Genomic DNA, 22,250 nt, shown 5'->3' with positions numbered 1-22,250 from the left:
CCTTCATGGCCAGGTGCAGCATCACGGCGCTGTCTTTACCAATGGAGTAGAGCATGACCGGGTTATCGGCCTCGGCCACCACTTCCCGCATAATGTGAATACTTTCGGCTTCCAGCCGTTGCAGGTGCGTCAGATTCATAATGATACTGTTCTCGCCTTTGGATTATGCTAATAACAAAATGTTATAGAAGATCTATGTATTCAGTTTATTTGATATATGCATACAATGATACCCCTGCTAAAGAGCGAGTGGTTATATATGTCAGCGTATTTGGTATTAGCATCCATTGGTATCCTGCTGGGGTTGCTTATTCATGGCCGGATTGCACCGGCGGTGCTGTTCAGCGGCTGGGCCGTAGGCTATGTCATTTCTGGCGTGATCAGCGAGCAGGCCATGCTGGCCAGTTTCTCCAACCCGGCGCTGATCACCCTGCTGGTGCTGATGTTAGTATCTCTGGCACTGGAGCGTTCTCCACTGCTTGAGCGTTTGTCTGACTCCCTGTTGCAGGGCAAGGAGTGGCGGGCAAGCCTCCGGCTGATGGGGCTGACCGCCGGGCTCTCTGCTTTTCTTAATAACACCGCTGTGGTCGGCTCGTTACTGGGGGTGATCTCCCGTCAGCGCTACATTGCTCCCTCCCGTTTGCTGATTCCGCTGTCGTTTGCCTCTGTGCTCGGCGGCATTACGACACTGGTTGGCACATCCACCAATCTGGTGGTGAATTCGTTTGTGGTGAACGCCGGTTTGCCGGCACTGGGAATGTTTGAGTTTACCCTGGTCGGGCTGCCGGTAGCGGTGCTGTGTCTGATGGGGCTGTTGTTCAGCCGGCGATTTTTGCCGGCTCATCAGTTGCCAAGCAACGAGAGTGCTCAAGCCTACTTTTTGGAAGCCAGGCTGGAAGCCGGCTCACCACTGGTGGGGCGCAGCATTGAAGAAAATGGCCTGCGGCGGCTGAACGGTCTTTTTTTGCTGGAAATATCCCGCCACGATCGGCTGATAAGCCCGGTCTCTCCCGATGAAGTGCTAGAAGCCGGTGATGTACTGGTGTTTACCGGTGAAGTGGAAAAGGTACAGGCGCTGCAGCAATTTTCCGGCCTGCAGTTGTTTGGCAACGGTGCCGACCGGCTGCTGGCGTCCAACCTGGTGGAAGTGGTGATTTCCAACGAATCGGAACTGGCTAACCGGACCCTGCAGGAAGTGGACTTTCGTACCATGTTCAATGCCGGTGTGGTGGGTATTCGCCGTGGCGGACGGAGGCTTTACGGTACCCTTGGCAAAATACCGCTCAGGGTAGGGGACAGCATGTTGCTGGCGGTGGGGCCGGACTTTAAACAACACCGGAATCTGGATCGCAACTTTCATCTGCTCAGTAACAGTCTGCAGCGGCCCCGGCTCAGCGCCCGTCAGAGCCTGTTTGCGTTTAGCGGCTTTGGGTTGGTGATCGGCATGGCCGCTTTTGGTCTGTTGCCATTGCTGAATGGCTTGTTGTTGTTACTGGCAGCCCTGCTGCTGACGCGCATTCTTACCTTGTCTGAGCTGCGCCGGCGTTTTCCGTTTGAGCTGATGATGGTGATTGGCTCGGCGCTCACCGTGGCCAGAGCGTTGGAAAGCTCGGGCGCGGCAGCGCTGGTGGCGGAGACCATGCACAGTGTATTCAGTGGCTATGGCGTAATGGGAGCCTTTGTGGGGGTTTACCTCATTACTCTGTTACTAACCGAAACCGTGACCAACAATGCCGCCGCAGCACTGGCTTTTCCTATTGGCCTGTCTACGGCGCAGGGTTTTGGCGTGGATCCCATGCCCTTTATCATGGCGGTGGCTTTTGGTGCCAGTGCCTGTTTTCTGGTGCCTTTTGGTTACCAGACCCACCTGATGGTGTATTCCCCGGGGCGTTACCGGGTGACCGACTATATCAAGGCCGGCCTGCCCGTGAGTGTGCTCTACAGTGCTGGCGTGTTGGTACTGGTACCGCTGTATTTTCCGTTTTAAGGGGGAATCGGCCAATAAACCCGCAGTTGGTTCACAAGCTATTGCAATGAAAAGCCGTTTTGCTAGACTGGCGGCGCTTCGATGGTGGCCCCGTTGGTCCTCCCGCATCGAAACCTTGTCTACCTGGTCAGGCCCGGAAGGGAGCAGCCACGGCAAGGAGCTTCGAGTGCCGGGATGTGGCTGGCGGGCGCCACCTCCAATTACTTTTCTTGTAGTTCCCACCATAAGCTGACAAATCTTCACCACAAGGTGTCATCGTCTAAGTTTTTGTAGTGTAGCAACAGATGATGGAAATATTTGTTCGTCGGCGCCGCTTAAAACTCTGTGTAGTTAAAGATGGCTTTCTGCTTGCTAGTCCAAGATGAATCTTAACTTGATATTAGCTATCACCAGAGTGTGCCGTACGGCCGCTCAAAAAGCACTTCGTCGACAGTTCGGGTGAGTAGTAACAGCTTTGCCGAAATGAATGAAGGGCGATAAGTGACAAGTGGTTGGCAGAGATGGGTCTTCCCTTGCAAACATAGCCTGGATACCCCACGCTGCTTTGCGGAGGCACACCAAACTCCCGGGCGCCTGGTCAGGCGCAGTTTTTTCAGATATTGCAGGAGAGGAACCTGTCGTCAGCTCTGGTGGTGAGGGCCTCGTCGTTTTGTTTCTACTCTCGTTTTTTATATATGGGAAAAAGCATATATCATTTATTGAATATGCGTTTTTTCGTATGTAGAGTGTGCCAGATACAGGTGAGTCGGTAATAGCAAAGTTTTGTCTGTCCGGCCAATTTGGCCCGTTCGAAAATGAGGGAAGCACTTTTGCTTCAAGCATGCTGTCAACGGCTTGATGGCGGTAATGGTCAGGGACTTTCCAGCCCAGCCCCAAAGCCAGCAGTGCTCGTACGCATCATGCGGTCTTGAAGTGATTTCTTGTACTGCTGAGCAGCTAAAAGGTCAATGCCGGGGTGAAGATATTGCACTGCTGAGGGTGCCTGGTCCAATGGGGTTTTATCGACGCCCCCTCAATGGGCGGATGCATTCGGATCTGAGAAATGCCCGTAAGCCTGGTGCCCGGGTTTGAAGGAGCCCTGCCATGGCTTCACCACATGAACGAGCAGCTTTTACCGGAAGGCTGCCGCTGTGAAAAGGAAACGGTTTAATGAATAAAGCCATCAAAGATTTGCCCAACCTGGATGCTAGGCACTTTCTAGTTCCTGATAGCAAGGCACTGGCGGTTACCGGAGTGAACCATGCTCCCAGGATACTGCTGCTATATGGCTCTCTACGTGAACGATCTTTCAGCCGCCTGGTAACTGAAGAAGCTGCACGATTATTGCAGGAAATGGGTGCAGACATTCGTATTTTCAATCCCAAGGGGTTGCCCATGCCAGATGATACAGATGAACAGCATCCCAAGGTGCAAGAGCTGCGTAAGCTGGTGCAGTGGTGTGAAGGCATGGTCTGGTGTTCACCGGAGCGTCATGGTGCCATGACCTCCATTATGAAAACTCAGATCGATTGGATCCCTCTCAGTCTTGGCGCGGTTCGGCCAACGCAGGGTAAAACCCTGGCCGTGATGCAGGTCTGCGGGGGGGCCCAGAGTTTTAATACCGTTAACCAGATGCGAATATTGGGGCGGTGGATGCGCATGCTCACGATTCCCAACCAGTCATCGGTGGCCAAGGCATACCTGGAGTTTGATGACAATGACCGCATGAAGCCCTCCGCCTATTACAACCGCATTGTCGATGTCATGGAGGAGCTGATGAAATTCACTCTGCTGGCCCGGGGCTGCAGTGATTACCTCACCAACCGCTACTCGGAACGAGTGGAAAGTGCCGAGCAACTCGCTGCACGTGTTAACCAGCGTGCGATCTAGGGGCCTTAAGATATGGGAATGTTTGAACGTTATCTGTCACTCTGGGTCGCGCTTTGCATTGTATCCGGCGTAACACTGGGCAGCCTGGTGCCCGATGTGTTTGGGGCCATCGCCCGGCTGGAGTTTGCCCACGTTAACCTGGTAGTGGCGGTGCTTATCTGGGTGATGATCTACCCCATGATGGTACAGATAGACTTCCGCGCTATCAGGGATGTAGGCAAAAAACCCAAAGGGTTGCTGTTGACCCTGGTTGTCAACTGGCTGATTAAGCCCTTTACCATGGCGGCCTTGGGCTGGCTGTTTTTTCGCGTGTTTTTTGCAGACTGGGTGGACCCTAATACCGCCGGGGAATACATTGCCGGCATGATCCTGCTGGGCGTGGCACCCTGTACCGCCATGGTGTTTGTCTGGAGCCAGCTGACCAAGGGGGATCCCAACTATACCCTGGTGCAGGTGTCGGTGAACGACATCATCATGATTTTCGCCTTTGCCCCGATTGCCGCCTTTCTGCTGGGGGTCAGTGATATTCAGGTGCCATGGCAAACGTTGTTGCTGTCGGTGGTGCTCTATGTGTTATTGCCGCTGCTGGCCGGTGCCTGGACCCGTCACCGGCTGGAGCGCAAGGGCGATGGCGCGCGTCTTGACCATTTTCTGCACCGGCTCAAGCCCTGGTCGGTGCTGGGACTGCTGGCCACCGTGGTGCTGCTGTTTGGCTTTCAGGCAGAAACCCTGCTGGCACAACCGCAGACCATAGTGCTGATTGCCATTCCGCTGCTGATCCAGACCTATGGTATTTTCCTCATTGCCTACGGTGCGGCCCGCTGGTTGCGCCTGCCGCACAACGTAGCCGGCCCGGCCTGCCTGATTGGTACCTCCAACTTTTTCGAGCTGGCGGTAGCAGTGGCCATTTCCCTGTTTGGACTGCACTCTGGTGCAGCCCTGGCCACTGTGGTGGGAGTGCTGGTAGAAGTGCCGGTTATGCTGTCTCTGGTCTATTTCGTCAATAAAACCAGCTCCTGGTATACCCACTCAGGTGGGGGCTCCTAACGAGAAGACTGATTATGTCTGCTTTGCCTCAGCGAGCTGGTCGCTTGCCGTTGATGATGGGATTCGGGCATTCATTGAGTTAGGAGTTCAGTGGTGAAGCGGATATTCTGGGAGCGACTTCTTATGGCATGATTTTTCTCTGCGAATGAGAGCGTGCAGGCCGTGCGGGTATACCTTCCGGTGTTTCAAGGAAGCGTATGGCCTGACCACCTGCGATGCCGGTCAGTTGCTCATCCCGTACCACTATTTGCCCACGAACCACGGTATGTATCGGCCAGCCCGTGATGGATTTGCCATCGTAGGGAGTCCAGCCACTGCGGCTGGCAATCCAGTCGTTGCTGATGGTTCGTTGAGCGGCCAGATCAACCAGCCGCTGCAGGCTGAGGCGACCTGCATTGACGTGATCCAGCATAATGGGCAACAGAGTCTGTACTCCGGTCATGCCACTGGGGGAGCGTGGATAGGGTTGGGCTTTTTCTTCCCGGGTGTGGGGAGCATGGTCGCTGCCGATCACATCGACAACGCCCTCGCGAACGGCCTGCCATAAGGCGTCCTGGTGATGTTGTGCTCGAACCGGTGGATTCATCTGTGCCAGGCTGCCCAGATGCCTGTAGCAATCCGGTGCTGCCAGGGTCAGGTGATGAGGAGTTACTTCCACGCTTATCCGGTGCTTGAATTCGGCCAGGAACTGCATTTCTTCGGCAGTGGAGACATGCAGTATATGCAGGCGGCGACCGCTCTCCTCGGCCAGGGCTACTATGCGCCGAGTGGCCTTGAGGGCGCTTTCAACATCACGCCATTCGTGATGTTGTAACAGGTTGCCGCTGGCCTCAACGATCGCCTTGCGTTCCCGCAGACGTGCTTCGTCTTCGGCATGTATGGCCATTCGCCGGCGGCCATGTTGCAGGATCTTGCGTAACACGGCGTCTTCATCCGCCAGCAGGTCGCCAAAAGAGCTGCCCATGAAGACCTTGACGCCGGCGCAACCGGGCAGATTTTCCAGGTTCTGCAACTGTTCGGCGTTGACCGCCGAGCCGCCGATATAGAAGGCATAATCGCACCAGGCGCGGTGTTGTGCGGCATCCAGCTTGGCCTGAAGATCCGCTTCCCACAGCGTTAGTGGATGGGTATTGGGCATGTCGAAAACGGCGGTGACACCGCCCAGGACCGCACCTCGGGTACCGGCTTCAAGATCTTCCTTATGGGTCAGTCCGGGCTCGCGGAAGTGAACCTGGCTGTCAATGATCCCGGGCAGAACATGCAGCCCACGGGCATACAGACTGGTATCAGCACTCCACTCGCCCTGCAACGCGCCCAGTGCCACGATGTTGCCATTCCGGCTGGCAATGTCGATTTGTTCGGTGCCATTGGGGGTTATTACGGTGCCCCCCAGAATCAACAGGTCTGCATGTTTCATCTTATGTTCGCTTCCATATCAATCAGAGTTTTGTGGGATCGGGTTATGCCTGCTGTCTGGCTCCTCTGTATAAAAGCGGGCGCTGGAAACATTGCCGTTGGCCGAGGCCACCGCATCATGGGAATGCAGGCTTTCCAGATGTCTGACGTGGACCAGGGCAGTTGCATATGGCTTAAGGAGTGCATGCTGAATGCGGCGTGCAGCGTCTTCCACGTACATCAGGTTCTGGCCGTTCAGCCAGGCAAACGCCTGTTCATCGGCTCGTTTCACTGCAGTCTGTACGGGGGTGGTCAGCACTTCTTCTATTTGATCAATGAGAGGCATCAGGCCGAAATCCGGAGCGTTTGAGGCAAGGGTGACGGTGACCTGGGCTTCGCTGCGCTGACTGTGCGGTGTGGCCAGGGTGGCATGTTGCTTCAGCCAGGCTGTGACCTCGTCGGTCGTGACTGCTTTATCGCCAGGGAAGTGCTCCCTGAATCCCCGAGCCACGAGTTGTCTGGACAAGGCGGCCGAGCAGGGGCAGGTGGAGGAGTACTCCACCTGGACCCGTGCTTCCAGTGAGAAGTGGCCCCGTGCCAGCGTTGCTTCAAGTCTGGCCGGATAAGACTTCCAGCCCGCCAGCTCGGGTGTCTTCAGTGCTGGTCGTCTGACCAGAAGATTGAAATTCAGTATGACTCTGGCGCTGTCAGTCTCACAGTCTCGATGGCTTTCAACCATCTGCCCGAGCAGGGTTTCGAGGTGTGATGGTGTTATTGCCGTCTGGCGAGAGAGGTCATCCAGCATCCGGTAAATACGAGACATGTGTATGCCCTTGATCGTAGCCGCCGGCAGATTGACCTGAACATCAGCCATGGCGTGGACCGGCCCCGGGCAGCCTGGCTCGGCCAGATGAAAGGGAATATCAATTCTGCTCATGCCAACCCATTGCAATGGAGCCTGAATGGAAGGGGTTTCGGTAGCGGCCACGTCCGGCAGATCTCTGTTCATGCTAAGCCTATCTTGGTGCAATGAGGGCGCCTTCTCTGACGGCCGGTGACCAAGCAGTGAAAGTGCCTGTGTTGAATTCCACCCATGGGTTCCCGGAGCACCGGAGAAGGATTCCGAGGAATAACCCGGGTGGATTATGTTTTGTTATGTTATAACACATTGATTGTGATGAGAACCCGTTACCGGAATGGCGGATAAATGTCGGGGATGATGATCAGTTGGCGCTGTGCAGCGTGGATATGAAAAGGAGAAGGAAGTTGTTTACTTGTGCCTGCCCGGGCATTAGAGCACCAAATGCCCGGGCAGTTTTTTAATAGCTGATGCTCCTGCACTACTGGGGGAGAGCTCCGGCCATTCGTCAGGTTGGTTCTGGCCGGATAAATCCAGGTATGGCCGGCAGGCTGGTTTGCCCGTTTCAGAGCAGCTTGTCCTGCACCGGATACAAGATAATCGGCCAGGCGTTCTGCGTTCATCCTTCGTTCCGGCGTTGTCGGTGTTGGTAAATCAGATCCGGCCCGGTATGGGAAAGCCATCAGTCTGCTCAGAAAACCTTATGGCTCGCTGCGTTGATGTTGCAGTGCTTGCTTAACCGTTAATTGAAAGAACTCAGCTGGGATATTCTTGCACTGTGGGTAATGCTGCTGCGACCACTGGGCCAGCTGCTGGATGACCGGCAGCAGGCCCGCTCCTTTGGCAGTGAGGTGGTATTGGTAGCGCACGGGACGCTGCTGATACGCCGTTTTTTTGACTAGCCCTTGCTCTAATAAGCGTTTTAGGCGGTTGGCAAGAATATTGGTTGGAATGTTTTCAGCACTGTGGCTGAACTCGTTGTAGCGTGATTTTCCTTGCAGTAAATCGCGCACGACCAATAAGGTCCAGCGATCACCAATAATATCCAGCGCTTGTGCCAGTGGGCAGATTTGAGTCTCGTTCATTCTGTGGATCATAGATCAGTGACTTTCAAATTGAAAGCTTGCTAGTCTCTAGTGACTTTAAATTTGAAAGTGAGGTGGTGATGAGTGCCAAGCTAGGGTCATATCGATGGAGTGAGCGCAGCCATGGTCTGCTGAATAGCTCAGAAAAACGCCAGCTTATGCGCATGTTGGTACAAACGCAGCTGCATGAAACTCTGCAGCGTTGGCTGTATTGGCTGAAACCGGCGGCGAAGCGACGCTGGGTGGATTTGAATCAACTTAAAGTGCCTGATACTGCCTGGACTGCTGAAGTCGATGACTATGTTAATCATCAGCAGTCGACTGTGATGACGTTGCATTGTCTGCGTACCTGGGCATTTGGCTGGGTTTTAGGGCAGGCGTTTAAGTTGGAGTTTGATGAAGAAGTGCTGTACAGCGCCAGTATGATGCACGATTTAGGGCTGACTGAGGGCTGTCAGTCACAGTTGCAAACAACGGCATTTCAGGTCGTCGGTGCGCGCGAGGCCTATGATTTTTGCCAAACACAGCGCCCGTTATCGTTTGCAGAGCAGGTGTATGAGGCCATCAGCTTGCACCTTAACCCTTGGCTGGACCGATCACAGCATAACCATGAAGCCTTTTTATTAAAAACTGGAGCGCATATGGACGTGATCGGCGCTTACCACTTCTGGCTTACACCCAACGAGCTCGTTACCATTCATAAACGTTATCCACGCACTGGCTTTGCCGAAGACATTAAGACCACCATGCATCAGCTGCCACATCATTCATGCAGCCATGCTGGGATGTTAAACAAACTTGGCTTTCCTGCACTGGTGGATAAAAACCCGCTCAATCAATACAACGGATCAGGTCATGCGAGCCACATTGCGAATTCAAACTCATCAGCTGGATCACTTTGAAAAAGCGGTGAAAACTCGAAAAATGATGGCAGACAATTTGTAGCTGAAGCCTGCCTGGTATGTGGAAACAGCAGGGAGGCAGCCCCTTTTGCGATACGGGTTTCAGCAAGATCAAAGATGGTAAAACGGCCCAAATCGACATAGCCGTCATAGGGAACATACTGGTGAATGCCATTTAAAAATAAAAGCATCGAACAGTCAGTCCGATGCTCGCTGGTTGCCTGACGCTCAAGGCGTAAACAAGGCGGTGTGTGATGAAACGAGATTCATCCAAAGCGCTGCTGCAGATAGGCGATAATGTCGTTGGATTCATACATCCAGCGGGTTTCGCCGTTTTCCTCAATGCGCAGGCAGGGAGACTTCACCCGGCCGCCACCGGCCTGCAGCTCATCTCTGTGGGCTGAACCGGGGTTTACATTGCGGGTTTCAATGGGCAGGTTCAGTTTGTGCATGGCCCGGCGCACTTTGATGCAGAACGGGCAGCGGGGCAGCTGATAAAGCGCCAGCTGCTGGCAGTCCTGCTCAACCTGCTGCTGGGCTTCCGGCAATCGCTTCATCTTGGCCGGGCGGGTAATAAGGTCACCTACCTGAAAAATGCCACCTACGCCATTACGTAACAGTTTTACCAACATGTTGCTCTTCCTTAATGATGAAAAGCAGGGATTGTAACTGAAAGGGCAGCCAGGTTCGCCCTTCAGGCGTGTTCATGAAAACACTCTTTACTTACATAAGAATAACCTTATATTAGGGTTGTCTTAAAAAAGGAGTGTTCGAGATGGCAAAAGGAAAAAACACACTGGCCGCATTGACTTTGGGGGCCGGTATCACGGCCGCCGGCGCGGCACAGGCAGCGGAGTCAAAGGTATTACTGCTGGTGACCAGTGCAGCCCCTCAGGTACAGGGCATGGCCATGGTGCTGGGTAATGCCATGCAACAGCAGGGCAGTGAAGTTAACGTACTGCTGTGTGACAAGGCCGGGGATCTGGCCATTAATGGATACAGCAGTGCGCTACTGAAGCCTAAAAATGTTACCCCGGAGCAACTGATGGGCAAGTTGCAGCAAGGGGGCGGCAAGGTGAGCGTGTGCGCACTTTATTTGCCCAACAGTGAATATACTCAGGCCGATCTGCACGAACAGGTTGAAGTGGCCACACCGGCCAATATGGCTGCCATGATGACGGCGGACGATGTGCGGGTATTCAGTTTTTAATAAGGAGTGAAATTATGTGGAAACGTTTAACACCGGCGCTGCTGGCAGTGAGCATGGCGCTGCCCGTTTATGCCGGGGCCGATGAGCTGGGCCTGAGTGCCAAACAAGCCTATGAGCAGAACCGCGACAATGAACAGGTATTGCTGGTGGATGTGCGTGATCCGGTGGAGATCATGTTTGTGGGTGGCACCAACGAAGTGGACCTGAACGTCCCGTATTTGCTGGTGGATCGCACCGTGTGGGATGAAGACAAACAACGATTCCGGCTATTCCGTAACCCGCAGTTTATTGAGCAGATCCAGGCCGCTCTGGCCGAACGAGGTCTGGATAACACCGCTACCATTATCACCATGTGCCGTTCCGGCAGTGAACGGGGGCTGCCCAGCGCCGAATTTTTGCAGGAACACGGCTTTACCAACGCCCGCTACGTGGTGCATGGCTTTCAGGGTGACAGCATAAAAGAAGGTGAGCAGAGCGGTTTTCGTCTGGTTAATGGCTGGCAGAATGAAGGTTTGCCCTGGAGTCCGCGTCTGAGCCCGGACAAACTGCAGCGGCCGCAATAAGCCGACTATTTCAATACCAATAAAAAACCGGCCGGGGCCGGTTTTTTGATAAATATGCGTCTGAACAGGATTACTGTTTTTGTACCAGCGCTGTGCCCACTCCGTGTCGGGTAGGCTCGCTGACCGCGGTAACGGTGCCATCGTTATTAAAGGCAATGCCATTGGCGGCACCGATTTGATCGGTTTCCGCAAAGTGGTGACCCATGGCTTCCAGGGCTTTGGCCTGCTCGCTGCCCGGGAAGTTAAACATGGTTTCTACCAGGGTGGTCTCGCCGTTGCGCTGACTCATGCGTGGTGCCGCCAGGGCATCGGCCAGGGGCATACCCAGATCAACATGGTTGACCATGGTTTGCAGCACAGTGGTGATAATGGTGGAGCCACCGGGCGAGCCAATGGTAAAGGCCGGTTTGCCGTCACGCATGACGATGGTCGGACTCATGCTGGAGCGGGGGCGTTTATAGGCCTCGGCCACATTGGGGTGCGGTGCGCTGAAGTCAAAGTCGGTGAGCTCATTGTTCAGCAGAAAGCCCCGGCCCGGCACCACAATGCCACTGCCGCCCCAGTCCTCAATGGTAAAGGTGTATGCCACCACGTTACCGTGGCGGTCTGACACGGCCAGGTGCGTGGTGTGGGCCGACTCCTGCATCAGTGTGGCAGACGACGGACGCAGAGGCACGGAGGGATCGTTCTGATAGACAAAAGGATCACCCGGCTCCCGTTTTCCGGCGGCCTGTTTTTCCATCAGCGGCGCCCGGTGTTTCGCATACTCTTTGGACAACAGGCCTTCCACCGGTACATCGGTAAACTCGGTATCGGCTACATAGGCATTGCGATCGGCAAAGGCCAGGCGTGATGCTTCCAGATAAAGGTGTTCTACCTCTGCCCGGGAACGGGTTGACAGATCTACCGTTTCCAGCAAGTTCAGTGCCTGAGCAATGGCAATACCACCACTGGACGGCGGTGCCATGCCATATACATCGTAGCCCCGGTATGTGGAGTGAATGGGCTGACGAATACGGATCTCGTAATCTTTGAGATCATTCAGGGTCATGGCAGCACTCAGTACCTTCACACCATCCACTACCGGTGGCTTGTTGACCGCAGTCACAATGTCACGGGCAATGTCTCCTTCATAAAAGGCGTCGGCGCCCCCTTTGGCAATGGCTTTATAGGTGGCTGCCAGATCCGGGTTGCGGAAGTGACTGCCTGCCGGCAGGGCTTTGCCGTCTTTCAGGTACAACTCGCGGCTGGGCTCAAAGCGGGAAAACTTGTGCTCGTTTTTCTGGGCGATGCGATGAAAGTTGTCGCCGAGGGTAAAACCTTTTTCCGCCACCTCAATGGCGGGAGCCAGGGTCTGCTCAAAGCTCATGGTGCCATAGCGGTGCAGTGCTTCCTGCCAGCCCAGAACGGTGCCGGGCACGCCTACGGAAATGCCGGTGGGTACGACGTCCTCCCACTCCATGGCTTCACCATCCTGCTGGAAAATGCCGGCGTTGAAATACGCCGGTGCCGTTTCCCTGTGGTCAATACTGATGACCTTATCGTCGGCGGCAGAATAGATAAGCATAAAACCGCCGCCGCCAATGCCGCAGCTGAAGGGGTCGGTCACCCCCAGGGTCGCTGCCGCAGCAACAGCGGCGTCAATGGCATTGCCGCCACTGTCAAGAATATGGATAGCCGCCTGACTGGCTTGCTCCGATATGGTGGCGACCGCACCGCCATGGCCGGTGCTGACAGCAGGCGCAGCCTGCAGCGTTACGCTCAGCGTGAGTAAAGACAGGGTTACAGCGGATCTCAAGGCCTGGGTCATCATGATATCTCCTTTTCATTCAGTGCCTTGTTAACAAGGTGTCGCTTCATGACACCGGTGCCTGATGAGTGTAATACTCTTATGAGTACCTTTCGATTACATTTTTCATTATCTTCATTCACAAAGATGAAAAGAAAATCAGGTATAGCAGGGACAGGAAGTGGTTATAGATGGATTGATAGGAAAGAGTAATTAAAAAGAGAGAATCAAACGATTATTAAAACAGCCCGTCATGGTCAATAGTTTATTCGAACCCGAACGTCCTGCCGGAAGGTTTGCTGCCGGCAGGCAATAAGAGGAGATGAATGATGTCAGCCAAAAAATGCCCGGTCATGCATGGTGCAGTGACCGAAGTCGGCCAGTCGAATATGAGTTGGTGGCCCAAGACGCTGAACCTGGATATTTTGCATCAGCACGATACCAAGACTAATCCGATGGATGCCGGTTTTAACTATCGTGAGCAGGTTAAAACCCTTGATTTTTCTGCCCTGAAACAAGATCTCACCGAGTTAATGACCCAGAGTCAGGCGTGGTGGCCGGCGGACTGGGGGCATTATGGCGGCCTGATGATCCGGCTGTCGTGGCATGCTGCCGGCTCTTACCGCATTGCCGATGGCCGGGGTGGAGCCGCTACCGGCAACCAGCGTTTTGCTCCCCTTAATTCCTGGCCTGATAATGCCAACCTCGACAAGGCCCGGCGGTTGCTGTGGCCAATTAAAAAGAAATATGGCAACAAACTGAGCTGGGCTGATCTGATTGCTTATGCCGGCACCATTGCCTATGAGTCGATGGGTCTGAAAACCTTTGGTTTTGCCTTTGGCCGGGAAGACATCTGGCATCCGGAAAAAGACATTTACTGGGGAGCCGAGCAAGAGTGGCTGGCACCCAGTGGCAGTGAGGGCAGCCGTTATTCCGGTGAGCGGGATCTGGAAAACCCGCTGGCAGCAGTGATGATGGGACTGATTTACGTCAACCCGGAAGGAGTTGACGGCAATCCTGACCCGATGAAGACCGCTCAGGACATACGCGAAACCTTTAAACGCATGGCCATGAACGACGAAGAAACCGTGGCCCTTACCGCCGGTGGTCATACCGTGGGTAAAACCCATGGCAATGGCGACGCTGCCGAACTGGGGCCGGAACCGGAAGCGGCGGCCCCGGAAGAGCAGGGCCTGGGTTGGAACAATCATACCCGTCCTGGTATTGGCCGCAACACTGTGACCAGCGGTCTGGAAGGTGCCTGGACCACACATCCCACTGTGTGGGACAACGGTTATTTCGATATGCTGCTTAATCATGAGTGGACGTCGGTGAAAAGTCCGGCCGGTGCCTGGCAGTGGGAGCCGGTAGACATCAGGGAAGAAGACAAGCCGGTGGATGTGGAAGACCCGTCCATCCGCCAGAACCCGATAATGACCGATGCCGATATGGCGATGAAGGTCGATCCGGTTTATCGCGAAATATCTGAACGGTTTTACCGGGACCAGGCCTATTTTTCCGAGGTATTTGCCCGGGCCTGGTTCAAGTTAACGCATCGTGATATGGGCCCTAAAGCGCGCTACATTGGCCCGGATGCTCCAGCCGAACCCCTGATCTGGCAGGATCCGGTACCGGCAGGTCCCACCGGTTACCCGGTGCAGGCCGTCAAGGACAAGATTGCACAAAGTGGCCTGAGCATCAGCGAAATGGTGGCCACCGCCTGGGACAGCGCCAGAACCTTCCGTGGCTCCGACCTGCGCGGTGGAGCCAATGGGGCGCGTATTCGCCTCGAGCCGCAAAGAAGCTGGGAAGGTAACGAGCCGGCACGGCTGAATAAAGTGCTGAATGTGCTTGAGCCCATTGCTGCCGACAGCGGTGCCAGCCTGGCGGATGTGATAGTGCTGGCCGGTAATGTGGGTATCGAGCGCGCTGCTGCTGCTGCCGGCGTGACGGTGGAGGTGCCGTTTTCACCGGGGCGGGGCGATGCCACCGACGACATGACCGATGCTGAATCGTTTGAACCGCTGGAGCCGGTGCATGATGGTTACCGTAACTGGCTGAAAAAAGATTACGCCGTCAATGCCGAAGAGTTGCTGCTGGATCGCACGCAGTTAATGGGGTTAAGTGCGCCGGAAATGACGGTCCTTATCGGCGGCATGCGGGTGCTCGGTACCAACCATGGCGGCACCCGGCATGGGGTATTCACAGACCGGGAAGGGACGCTGTCCAATGATTTTTTTGTGCATCTCACCGACATGAATTACCGCTGGCAACCCGCCGGGGATCACTATGAAATCCGTGATCGTCAAAGTAATGAGGTCAAATGGACCGCCAGCCGGGCAGATCTGGTGTTTGGCTCCAACTCAGTGCTGCGGGCCTATGCAGAGGTTTACGCCCAGGACGATAATCATGCCAAGTTTGTGCACGACTTTGTGGCTGCCTGGACCAAGGTCATGAATGCGGATCGTTTTGATCTTTATGCCTAACTGAACGTTTGTCCTTGTCTGCCGCGATGGCCACCAGCGTCATCAGCTGTTCACCATGGCGGCAGTACAGGGCATTCACTTGCGTGCCTGCAGGCCAGTGCTTGTTTAAATGAGTTAATAGACGCAGGCGGGCACGGCCATTACCCAGTGCGGTGACCTCCGCATCCTCAAAATAAAAATGCCGGCCTGTTAACGGATACAACGCCTTATACAGGCTCTCCTTTAATGAAAAAACCAGCGTGACGGTGTATCCCAGCCGGGAAGAGGACGAGGTCAGGCGTGCCCGTTCATTGGCGGTAAGCAGGGCGGGTATCAGGGCCGCGGCTTTTTCATCTGTCAGGCAGGGCTCAATATCCAGCCCCAGGGCATCATAATCCTGAGAGCGGGCCACCAGGGCGGCGGCATGAGTGTCGCTGTGACTGATGCTGCCGGTAAATCCCGGCGGCCAGCAAGGCGCACGTGCCGGCCCCATGGCCGGTATTTGCCGCTGGCCACCCAGCCTCCACAGGGCCTCGCCGGCGCACAGACGACCGGCCATAAACTCGGCGCGGCGTTTGGGGAGGGCCTGTTGCAGAGCAGGGGGGAACGGTATTCCCTGCCGTGCAAAATCTGCTTCTGTCAGGGCAACAGGATGAAACCGGCTGGTGACGAGTGTGGTGCCGGCAAGGCACGGCCAGTGGCTTTTTGTCAGTGTAAACACAGGGAAACCTGAAAATAAAAGCCGCCCCGAGTGGGGCGGCTGAAGACAACCGGAAGCCGGATTACGGTGTGATCAGGGTGATGGTATTGCCGGCGGCTTCAACCGGTACCGGGGCATCTTCCGGTGCCTGACGGCCCTTGCCCTTGCTCTTGTTGCTGACATACACCTGACCGGTTTTCGGATCGATGGCCAGTGTCTGGGGGCGCACACCGGTAAACAGGTGAGCGGTAACATAATGAGTGTCGGCATCGACCACGGACACGGTGCCGTCGTTACGGTTGGCTACATACAAATCGCCGCTTTGCGGGTGCAGCCGGGCACTGAGGGCTCCGTCACCGGTTTTGACGGTACGGGTAATCTTGCCGCTTTTCAGGTCGATCAGAGAAACACCGCCGGACTTCTGGTTGATGGCGTAAAGCTGTCCGTTTTTGGTATCAATTTCCAGGTTAATGGTGTCAAAAGGCTCGGGGTTGGCGTCTTTTTCGGTGATGACCGAGTCAAAGGTACGCAGCACTTTCTGGGTGCTCAGATCTATTTCAGCAATGGTGCTGCTGTTCAGATCGGCGACATACAGGCGTTTGTTGTCGGCATCCAGCGCCAAGCCGGCTGCTGACTGCACCGGAGAGACAATTACGGATTCCAGCTTGTCGGTGGCACCGTCAATCACCCATACGGCGCTGTCCGGACCTTTTTTGCCATCTCTTACCATACCGCCAAAGGCACTGATGTAAATTTTGTTGGCTTTCTCATCTACCACTGCTTGACGCAGATGGTTGGATTCATCACCGCTGTTTTCGATCACGGCCACTTCTTTGCCGGATTTCAGATCATACACACCGACCACCCCTTTGCGGGTGTCTACGGCGTAGATTTTCTGGGTTTTGGTATTGATACCCAGGCCAAACGGGGTGACGTCACCGGTTTCAATCTTGTTTTTCTGCTCCAGGGTGCTGGCATCCAGTACCACGATACCGGGCGTCACCTGTTGCTTGTTGTCATCACCCAGGCCGGTCACGGCGGCATACACGGCCTGAGTGGCCGGGTTGAATGCAATTTCATAGACCCGTTCATCTACTTTTACCGAGCGAACCACTTCCGGATCTGCCAGTGCCGGTGTGGCCGTGCCGATGGCAGCAGCCAGCAGGGTCAGGGCAAAGGTACCGCGCAGTCGGGAAGGGCGAGAAGAAGATTGTTTTAACATGCAAATGCTCCTGCAAAAGATAGTGACAAAAGTAAGTAACGCCATAAAAGTTCAATAGCTTGCTCACTTTACGTCACTAATGCAAGTTAATATCATTTGCTTTTGGCTTTTGAATGTCTTAACTTTCCACCCCAGTAATCTGCGGTATGCAGTGTTCCATCAATTTTTCGGGTTATCGCAGTAATGAGTTCTCCTTCCTCTGCACCTCAATTGTGGGTGCTCAATGCAGTCGCTCTGGTTGGCACCATGGCGATTATGGCGTTTGTGGCCGTGGTAGGGCCGGTAGTACGTATCCTGGGTCTGGAAGACTGGCACGCAGGCTTGTCTCTCACCGTGGGGGGCGTGCTCTGGATGCTGGCCGCCCGCCGCTGGGGAAAGCTCAGTGACCGGGTCGGGCGTCGACGGGTATTGCTGATTTCGCTCAGTGCTTATGCCATTACCTATGTGGTGATGGCCTTGTCTGTTGATATGGCGCTTACCAGCCCGCCGGCCATTGCGCTGTCGTTACTTATTCTGGTGGGCAGCCGCGCGCTGGTCGGGCTGTTTTATGCGGCGGTGCCTGCTATTACCGCCGCCTCGGTGGCAGATCAGGTCGCTCCGCAGCACAGAGCGTCGGCCATGGCCAAACTGGGTGCCGCTAATGCGGTAGGCCTGGTGGCCGGTCCGGTAGTGGCCGGCTGGATTGCGCTCTACGACATTGCCTGGTCATTGTACGCCGCGGCGCTGATGCCGGTGCTGGCGCTGGTGCTGATCGCCTGGAAGCTGCCAGAGACTTATGCCGGTAACAAATCCGGCAATAAGGCCGGCAATAAACCGGGTGCCGAGCCAACACCCGGGCAGCCGGGGCTGGGCTGGCGGGATCCGCGTTTGCGTCTGCCATTGTTTGCGGTGTTTACCGCCATGATCGCCGTGGCCGTTACCCAGTCTACCGTGGGCTTTTTGGTGCTCGATCGCATGCAGCTTTCCCTGAGTGAAGGGGCCAAAACTGCCGGCTATGCCCTCACCGCGGTGGGTTCAGGGCTGATTTTGTCCCAAAGCATGATGATGCGTGTTACCTGGCCTCCCGAGCGCTGGCTGCTGCTGGGTGCTGTGCTGGCCGGCTCTGGTTTTGGGGCGGTGGCGCTGCTGGAGAGTGCCGTGCCTATGCTGGCGGCCTTTGGATTGGCAGGCATCGGCATGGGCATGGTTCGTCCGGCTGTGCAGGCCCTGACCGCCAATTGTGTGGAGGCCCATGAGCAGGGTGAAGCGGCGGGCATGGTGGCGTCCATGCAGGGCCTTTCCATGGTGGTCGGGCCGCTGGCCGGCACCTTGTTATATCGCATCTCGCCGGGCACGCCCTATGTGCTGGTGCTCATACTGCTCATGCTGCTGGCTGTTGCCGTATGGCGCTATCAGTCGGCGGAAGTTTCTCAACGTGGTACAGGAGTCACGTCATGATCAACCGCATGCCCTTTACAGAGGCGATGGTCAATGCCGAACAGCGCAATACCCTGTTTGTGCTGAAAGGGCCCACTCACCAGCTGCAGACCGAAGGCTGCCAGGCCCGGTTGCCTGCGGGCAACACCATGACCCTGGGTCAGCGGGTCAGTGAGTTTTTTAACGGCCGTAGCACAGGCCCGGATGTGCTGGTGGGTGCACTGCCGTTTGATCCCCTGGCCGATGATGCCCTGTATCAGCCGGCCCGGCTCACCGCCAGTGATGCCGGCATGGTCGCTCCGCTAGCCCCGCTGGTAGATACATGCACACCAGAGCCTGCTGCCAGCGATTATGCTGACATGGTGGCCCGCTGTGTGGCCGGTATTGACGGCCAGGCACTGAGCAAGGCGGTGCTGGCCCGCAGCCTGAAACTGCAGGCGGCGGCCAGCCTGGATCCACTGGCACTGGCGGCGCGGCTGGAGCGGGATGCCAGTGTTACCACCTATGTGCTGCCGGTACCGGTTACGCCTGCTGCTCCGCCGGCCTGGCTGGTGGGGGCCACGCCTGAGCTGCTTATCTCCCGGCGCGGCCGGACCATTGTCTCTCATCCGCTGGCGGGCTCCGCCCGTCGTTGCGCCAGTGCGGAGCAAGATGCCGCCGCCGCCAGCGCCTTGTCGGCCTCAACTAAGGATCTGGAAGAGCATGCCTATGTGGTGGATGCCATCAAGGCCGCGCTGGCCCCTTTGTGCAGCGAGTTACATACCCCGGAACAACCTTCTCTGTACACCACAGATACCATGTGGCACCTGGGCACGCGTATTACCGGCACGTTAAAAGACGACAGCATTTCCGTGGCCACGCTGGCCGGCTTGCTGCATCCCACGCCGGCAGTGTGTGGCACGCCGCGCCAGCAGGCGCTGAATACCATTGCCAGTCTGGAGCCGGTCGACCGGGGCTTCTACGCCGGTGCCGTGGGCTGGGTAAATGCTGAGGGAGACGGCGACTGGTATGTGGCCATTCGCTGTGCGCATGTGCAGGCCAATACCCTGCGGCTGTTCGCCGGAGCCGGTATTGTGGCCGACTCGGTGCCCGCACTTGAAGTGGCCGAAACCGGGGCCAAATTCCGCGCCATGCTCAATGCCCTTGGCGTGGATGATGAACTTGAATTTGAGTGCAACAAGGAGCTATCCCATGACTAATGCCACCGCCGCATCACGGCTGACACTCAGCCAGAGCTGGCCTGCGGCCCTTGAGCAGCGCTATAAAGCGGCCGGCTACTGGCGTGGTGAAACCTTTCCCGCCTTTTTGCGTGAGCGTGCGCTGTGCTTGCAGCACAAAGAGGCCGTCGTCGCCGGCAACACCAGGCTGAGTTATGCCGATCTGGATCGTGAAGCCAGCCGCATCGGAGCTGGCCTGCTGGCCATGGGACTGACACCGGGTGACAGAGTCGTGGTGCAGTTTGGGAATGTGGCGGAGTTTATTCCCGTGGTGTGTGGCCTTTTTTATGCCGGGCTGATCCCGGTTTATGCGTTGCCGGCACACCGCATTGCCGAAGTGACCCATTTTGCCCGCAAGGCCGAGGCCAGCGCTTATATTGCCGGCCGCCATTATGGCGGTTTTGACTATGCCACCCTGGCCACCGAGTTGTGCCGGGCGGTGCCGGAGTTGCAGGTGGTCATGGCAGGGGAAGACGCCGGACACGGCTTTACGTCACTGTCTGCGCTGCAGGGAAACCCTGACAGCTTGCCCGAACAGTTTGATCCGCAGTCGGTGGCTTTTTTGCAGCTCTCCGGTGGCAGCACCGGCCTGTCCAAGCTGATCCCCCGCACCCACGATGACTATATATACTCATTCCGTGCCAGTAACACGCTGTGCGGCATTGATGAGCACAGTGTTTATATGGTGGCGTTGCCGGCGGCGCATAACTTCCCCATGAGTTCACCGGGCTGGCTGGGAGCACTGCATGCCGGTGCCCGGGTGGTGCTGAGTGACAGTGCCGAGCCCGGCACTGCCTTTGCCCTGATTGAGCAGGAAAAGGTGACCTGTGTGGGGCTGGTGCCGCCGCTGGCGTTGCTGTGGGCCGATGCCGCCAGCCACAGCCGGTACGATCTTTCCAGTCTTGAGGTGATGCAGGTGGGCGGGGCCAAACTGCTGCCGGAAGCTGCCCGTCGACTGCAAGGTGCGTTGCCCTGCACCCTGCAGCAGGTATTCGGCATGGCCGAAGGGCTGGTGAACTACACCCGTCTGGACGACAGCGACGAGCTGATCCTGAACACGCAGGGCCGGCCCATCAGCCCCGACGATGAAGTGCGCATCGTGGACGATGAAGGGCGTCCGGTGGCTGACGGTGAGGTAGGTCATCTGCAGGTGCAGGGGCCCTATACCATTCGCGGTTATCACAATGATGAGGCCGCCAATGCCCGCAGCTTTACCGAAGACGGTTTTTACTGTACCGGCGATATCGTCAGGCGCACGCCGCAGGGCTATCTGGTGGTGCAGGGGCGGGCCAATGATCACATTAACCGCGCCGGTGAAAAAATTTCCGCCGAGGAAATAGAAGATCATTTGCTGAGTCACCCGCAAGTGTTTGATGCTGCCGTAGTGTCCATTCCCGATGATTATCTGGGAGAGCGCAGCTGCGCCTTTGTGATTGCCCGTGGTGAACCGCCCCGGGTTGTGGCCCTGAAAAAATGGGTGCGCGAGCAGGGGTTGGCAGCTTTCAAGGTGCCGGATCAAATTGTGTTTGCCGAACACTTTGACACCACCGCCGTCGGCAAAATCAGCCGGCGGGAGCTGCGTGCCCAGTTGCGCCAGCGCTATCTGGAACAAACCGAGGAGCAAGACTGATGGGACTTCCTGTTATTACCGACTACGCCCAGCCAACCGCTGCCGAGCTGCCAAAGCCCCGGGCTTCCTGGCAGCCCGAAGCCCACCGTATGGCGCTGCTGGTGCACGACATGCAGCGCTACTTTCTGCGTCCCTTTCAGGCCGAGAATGCTCCCCTGGCACCGGCCATTGCCAATATCGCCGCACTGATCGCCCATTGCCGGGCACGGAATATTCCGGTGTTCTACACCGCCCAGAAAGGTAATCAGCAGCGCTGCGATCGTGGCTTGCAGGCCGATTTATGGGGGCCGGGCATGAGCTGGGCTCCCGAGCATGAAGACATTATTGAGGAACTGGCCCCCCGGCCGGAAGACCATGTGCTGGTCAAGCACCGTTACAGTGCCTTTCAGCGCAGCAATCTGGAAACCCTGATGCGGGTCCGGGGACGGGATCAACTGCTGGTGACCGGTGTATATGCCCATATTGGTTGCACGGCAACCCTGGCCGAAGCGTTTCAGCTGGATATCGAGCCCTTTATTGCCGCTGATGCCGTAGCCGACTTCAGCCGTGATGATCACCTGTCCGCCCTGCACTGGATTGCCCGCACTTGCGGTGTACCCATGACCACAGAACAATTGTTAAAGGCCCTGTAATATGACCACCGAACACTCTCAATCCCGTCCCCTGACCCTGGAGCGTATGCGCCTGGATATCGCTGCCATTCTGGGCGAAAGCCCCGACCAGCTGGAAAATGACGACAATCTGCTGGATTGGGGACTGGATTCTATGCGCATTTTCAACCTGTCGGTGGAGTGGAACAAGACCGGCCTTGAACTGCGCTTTGCCGATCTGGCGGAAACCCCCACCCTGGATGGCTGGTGGCAGCAGGTGCAACGTCAGCAGAGCGGCGTGTAA

At 56.3% G+C, this 22,250-nt stretch carries 21 protein-coding genes and 1 other RNA gene; 13 read left to right on the top strand and 9 right to left on the bottom strand.

From position 1 onward, the window contains the following. A partial coding sequence (locus B6S09_RS18335; protein ID WP_169713357.1) for a phosphoadenosine phosphosulfate reductase domain-containing protein occupies positions 1 to 139 on the bottom strand: 139 nt, incomplete at its 3' end. 120 nt (positions 140 to 259) lie between these two features. Between B6S09_RS18335 and B6S09_RS16095 the strand changes: the two genes are divergently transcribed. From B6S09_RS16095 to arsB, 4 genes are all read left to right on the top strand, one after another. Then, positions 260 to 1,987 carry an SLC13 family permease gene (locus B6S09_RS16095; protein WP_094279512.1) on the top strand — a complete coding sequence of 576 codons (1,728 nt, stop codon included), beginning with the start codon at positions 260 to 262 and terminating at the stop codon, positions 1,985 to 1,987. 91 nt (positions 1,988 to 2,078) lie between these two features. Beyond that, positions 2,079 to 2,176: signal recognition particle sRNA small type (ffs, locus tag B6S09_RS16090), an RNA gene on the top strand. 960 nt (positions 2,177 to 3,136) lie between these two features. Continuing rightward, positions 3,137 to 3,856 carry an arsenical resistance protein ArsH gene (gene arsH / locus B6S09_RS16085; protein ID WP_094279511.1) on the top strand — a complete coding sequence of 240 codons (720 nt, stop codon included), beginning with the start codon at positions 3,137 to 3,139 and terminating at the stop codon, positions 3,854 to 3,856. Positions 3,857 to 3,868: 12 nt separating this feature from the next. Next, on the top strand, positions 3,869 to 4,903 hold the full coding sequence (arsB, locus tag B6S09_RS16080) for an ACR3 family arsenite efflux transporter (RefSeq protein WP_094279510.1): 1,035 nt from the start codon (positions 3,869 to 3,871) through the stop codon (positions 4,901 to 4,903). 121 nt (positions 4,904 to 5,024) lie between these two features. On the opposite strand, the gene B6S09_RS16075 is transcribed toward arsB, so the two are convergent. The 4 genes from B6S09_RS16075 to B6S09_RS16060 all read right to left on the bottom strand — a co-directional run bounded on the left by B6S09_RS16075 (position 5,025) and on the right by B6S09_RS16060 (position 8,242). Further along, a complete protein-coding gene (locus B6S09_RS16075) occupies positions 5,025 to 6,320 on the bottom strand; it encodes a dihydroorotase (protein WP_094279509.1) in 1,296 nt (431 codons plus the stop codon). An 18-nt stretch (positions 6,321 to 6,338) separates the two neighbouring features. After that, positions 6,339 to 7,307, bottom strand: a complete 969-nt coding sequence (gene folE2, locus B6S09_RS16070) for a GTP cyclohydrolase FolE2 (RefSeq protein WP_094279508.1) — start codon at positions 7,305 to 7,307, stop codon at positions 6,339 to 6,341. A 179-nt stretch (positions 7,308 to 7,486) separates the two neighbouring features. Continuing rightward, positions 7,487 to 7,780 carry a hypothetical protein gene (locus B6S09_RS16065; protein ID WP_094279507.1) on the bottom strand — a complete coding sequence of 98 codons (294 nt, stop codon included), beginning with the start codon at positions 7,778 to 7,780 and terminating at the stop codon, positions 7,487 to 7,489. A gap of 78 nt (positions 7,781 to 7,858) precedes the next feature. Next, the gene (locus B6S09_RS16060) at positions 7,859 to 8,242 is read right to left on the bottom strand and encodes a winged helix-turn-helix transcriptional regulator (RefSeq protein WP_094279506.1); all 384 of its coding nucleotides are present in this window, start codon (positions 8,240 to 8,242) and stop codon (positions 7,859 to 7,861) included. An 80-nt stretch (positions 8,243 to 8,322) separates the two neighbouring features. Here B6S09_RS16060 and B6S09_RS16055 point away from each other — a divergent pair, with 80 nt between their 5' ends. Next, entirely contained in the window at positions 8,323 to 9,144 is an 822-nt protein-coding gene (locus B6S09_RS16055; protein WP_094279505.1) for an HD domain-containing protein, read from the top strand. Positions 9,145 to 9,410: 266 nt separating this feature from the next. Here the strand turns inward: B6S09_RS16055 and B6S09_RS16045 are convergent, their stop codons facing one another. Continuing rightward, a complete protein-coding gene (locus B6S09_RS16045) occupies positions 9,411 to 9,776 on the bottom strand; it encodes a glutathione S-transferase N-terminal domain-containing protein (protein WP_094279503.1) in 366 nt (121 codons plus the stop codon). A 143-nt stretch (positions 9,777 to 9,919) separates the two neighbouring features. Here B6S09_RS16045 and B6S09_RS16040 point away from each other — a divergent pair, with 143 nt between their 5' ends. Continuing rightward, positions 9,920 to 10,354, top strand: coding sequence for a DsrE family protein (locus B6S09_RS16040; RefSeq protein ID WP_094279502.1), 435 nt, complete (start codon positions 9,920 to 9,922; stop codon positions 10,352 to 10,354). Between the two features lie 14 nt (positions 10,355 to 10,368). Beyond that, a complete protein-coding gene (locus tag B6S09_RS16035) occupies positions 10,369 to 10,917 on the top strand; it encodes a rhodanese-like domain-containing protein (protein ID WP_094279501.1) in 549 nt (182 codons plus the stop codon). Between the two features lie 70 nt (positions 10,918 to 10,987). On the opposite strand, the gene ggt is transcribed toward B6S09_RS16035, so the two are convergent. Next, positions 10,988 to 12,730 carry a gamma-glutamyltransferase gene (ggt, locus tag B6S09_RS16030; RefSeq protein WP_208321781.1) on the bottom strand — a complete coding sequence of 581 codons (1,743 nt, stop codon included), beginning with the start codon at positions 12,728 to 12,730 and terminating at the stop codon, positions 10,988 to 10,990. 305 nt (positions 12,731 to 13,035) lie between these two features. On the opposite strand from ggt, the gene katG reads away from it, so the two are divergent. Next, positions 13,036 to 15,192: a catalase/peroxidase HPI gene (katG, locus tag B6S09_RS16025; protein ID WP_094279500.1), complete on the top strand. Its 2,157-nt coding sequence runs from the start codon at positions 13,036 to 13,038 to the stop codon at positions 15,190 to 15,192. Here katG and B6S09_RS16020 read toward each other — a convergent pair. Together B6S09_RS16020 and B6S09_RS16015 are read right to left on the bottom strand one after the other, a co-directional pair. Next, positions 15,158 to 15,892: a 4'-phosphopantetheinyl transferase family protein gene (locus B6S09_RS16020; RefSeq protein WP_094279499.1), complete on the bottom strand. Its 735-nt coding sequence runs from the start codon at positions 15,890 to 15,892 to the stop codon at positions 15,158 to 15,160. The two genes, katG and B6S09_RS16020, sit on opposite strands and share 35 nt — an antisense overlap. Positions 15,893 to 15,953: 61 nt before the next feature. Then, positions 15,954 to 17,093, bottom strand: a complete 1,140-nt coding sequence (locus tag B6S09_RS16015) for a YncE family protein (protein WP_166670340.1) — start codon at positions 17,091 to 17,093, stop codon at positions 15,954 to 15,956. Positions 17,094 to 17,276: 183 nt separating this feature from the next. Between B6S09_RS16015 and B6S09_RS16010 the strand changes: the two genes are divergently transcribed. The 5 genes from B6S09_RS16010 to B6S09_RS15990 are packed head-to-tail and all read left to right on the top strand — an operon-like array spanning position 17,277 to position 22,250. Continuing rightward, positions 17,277 to 18,530 (top strand): MFS transporter, encoded by a 1,254-nt coding sequence (locus tag B6S09_RS16010; RefSeq protein ID WP_094279497.1) that lies wholly within the window; start codon positions 17,277 to 17,279, stop codon positions 18,528 to 18,530. Beyond that, positions 18,527 to 19,708 carry an isochorismate synthase gene (locus tag B6S09_RS16005; RefSeq protein ID WP_094279496.1) on the top strand — a complete coding sequence of 394 codons (1,182 nt, stop codon included), beginning with the start codon at positions 18,527 to 18,529 and terminating at the stop codon, positions 19,706 to 19,708. The genes B6S09_RS16010 and B6S09_RS16005 overlap by 4 nt, the downstream gene beginning before the upstream one ends. Then, positions 19,701 to 21,356 (top strand): (2,3-dihydroxybenzoyl)adenylate synthase, encoded by a 1,656-nt coding sequence (locus tag B6S09_RS16000; RefSeq protein WP_094279495.1) that lies wholly within the window; start codon positions 19,701 to 19,703, stop codon positions 21,354 to 21,356. The genes B6S09_RS16005 and B6S09_RS16000 overlap by 8 nt, the downstream gene beginning before the upstream one ends. Further along, positions 21,356 to 21,988, top strand: coding sequence for an isochorismatase family protein (locus B6S09_RS15995; protein ID WP_094279494.1), 633 nt, complete (start codon positions 21,356 to 21,358; stop codon positions 21,986 to 21,988). Before B6S09_RS16000 ends, B6S09_RS15995 begins: the two co-directional genes overlap by 1 nt. A gap of 1 nt (position 21,989) precedes the next feature. Next, complete coding sequence (locus tag B6S09_RS15990; protein ID WP_094279493.1) at positions 21,990 to 22,250, top strand: phosphopantetheine-binding protein; 261 nt, start codon at positions 21,990 to 21,992, stop codon at positions 22,248 to 22,250.

Source organism: Oceanimonas baumannii (genome assembly GCF_002245495.1).
GTDB lineage: Bacteria > Pseudomonadota > Gammaproteobacteria > Enterobacterales > Aeromonadaceae > Oceanimonas > Oceanimonas baumannii.
This window is presented reverse-complemented; position numbering and strand designations above follow the sequence as displayed.

What these genes read in the sequence shown, in the direction of transcription:
- B6S09_RS16095 (WP_094279512.1), top strand. Translation starts at nt 260, where the DNA reads ATGTCAGCGTATTTGGTATTAGCATCCATTGGTATCCTGCTGGGGTTG.
- arsH (WP_094279511.1), top strand. Translation starts at nt 3,137, where the DNA reads ATGAATAAAGCCATCAAAGATTTGCCCAACCTGGATGCTAGGCACTTT.
- arsB (WP_094279510.1), top strand. Translation starts at nt 3,869, where the DNA reads ATGGGAATGTTTGAACGTTATCTGTCACTCTGGGTCGCGCTTTGCATT.
- B6S09_RS16075 (WP_094279509.1), bottom strand. Translation starts at nt 6,320, where the DNA reads ATGAAACATGCAGACCTGTTGATTCTGGGGGGCACCGTAATAACCCCC.
- folE2 (WP_094279508.1), bottom strand. Translation starts at nt 7,307, where the DNA reads ATGAACAGAGATCTGCCGGACGTGGCCGCTACCGAAACCCCTTCCATT.
- B6S09_RS16065 (WP_094279507.1), bottom strand. Translation starts at nt 7,780, where the DNA reads ATGAACGCAGAACGCCTGGCCGATTATCTTGTATCCGGTGCAGGACAA.
- B6S09_RS16060 (WP_094279506.1), bottom strand. Translation starts at nt 8,242, where the DNA reads ATGAACGAGACTCAAATCTGCCCACTGGCACAAGCGCTGGATATTATT.
- B6S09_RS16055 (WP_094279505.1), top strand. Translation starts at nt 8,323, where the DNA reads ATGAGTGCCAAGCTAGGGTCATATCGATGGAGTGAGCGCAGCCATGGT.
- B6S09_RS16045 (WP_094279503.1), bottom strand. Translation starts at nt 9,776, where the DNA reads ATGTTGGTAAAACTGTTACGTAATGGCGTAGGTGGCATTTTTCAGGTA.
- B6S09_RS16040 (WP_094279502.1), top strand. Translation starts at nt 9,920, where the DNA reads ATGGCAAAAGGAAAAAACACACTGGCCGCATTGACTTTGGGGGCCGGT.
- B6S09_RS16035 (WP_094279501.1), top strand. Translation starts at nt 10,369, where the DNA reads ATGTGGAAACGTTTAACACCGGCGCTGCTGGCAGTGAGCATGGCGCTG.
- ggt (WP_208321781.1), bottom strand. Translation starts at nt 12,730, where the DNA reads ATGATGACCCAGGCCTTGAGATCCGCTGTAACCCTGTCTTTACTCACG.
- katG (WP_094279500.1), top strand. Translation starts at nt 13,036, where the DNA reads ATGTCAGCCAAAAAATGCCCGGTCATGCATGGTGCAGTGACCGAAGTC.
- B6S09_RS16015 (WP_166670340.1), bottom strand. Translation starts at nt 17,093, where the DNA reads ATGTTAAAACAATCTTCTTCTCGCCCTTCCCGACTGCGCGGTACCTTT.
- B6S09_RS16010 (WP_094279497.1), top strand. Translation starts at nt 17,277, where the DNA reads ATGAGTTCTCCTTCCTCTGCACCTCAATTGTGGGTGCTCAATGCAGTC.
- B6S09_RS16005 (WP_094279496.1), top strand. Translation starts at nt 18,527, where the DNA reads ATGATCAACCGCATGCCCTTTACAGAGGCGATGGTCAATGCCGAACAG.
- B6S09_RS16000 (WP_094279495.1), top strand. Translation starts at nt 19,701, where the DNA reads ATGACTAATGCCACCGCCGCATCACGGCTGACACTCAGCCAGAGCTGG.
- B6S09_RS15995 (WP_094279494.1), top strand. Translation starts at nt 21,356, where the DNA reads ATGGGACTTCCTGTTATTACCGACTACGCCCAGCCAACCGCTGCCGAG.
- B6S09_RS15990 (WP_094279493.1), top strand. Translation starts at nt 21,990, where the DNA reads ATGACCACCGAACACTCTCAATCCCGTCCCCTGACCCTGGAGCGTATG.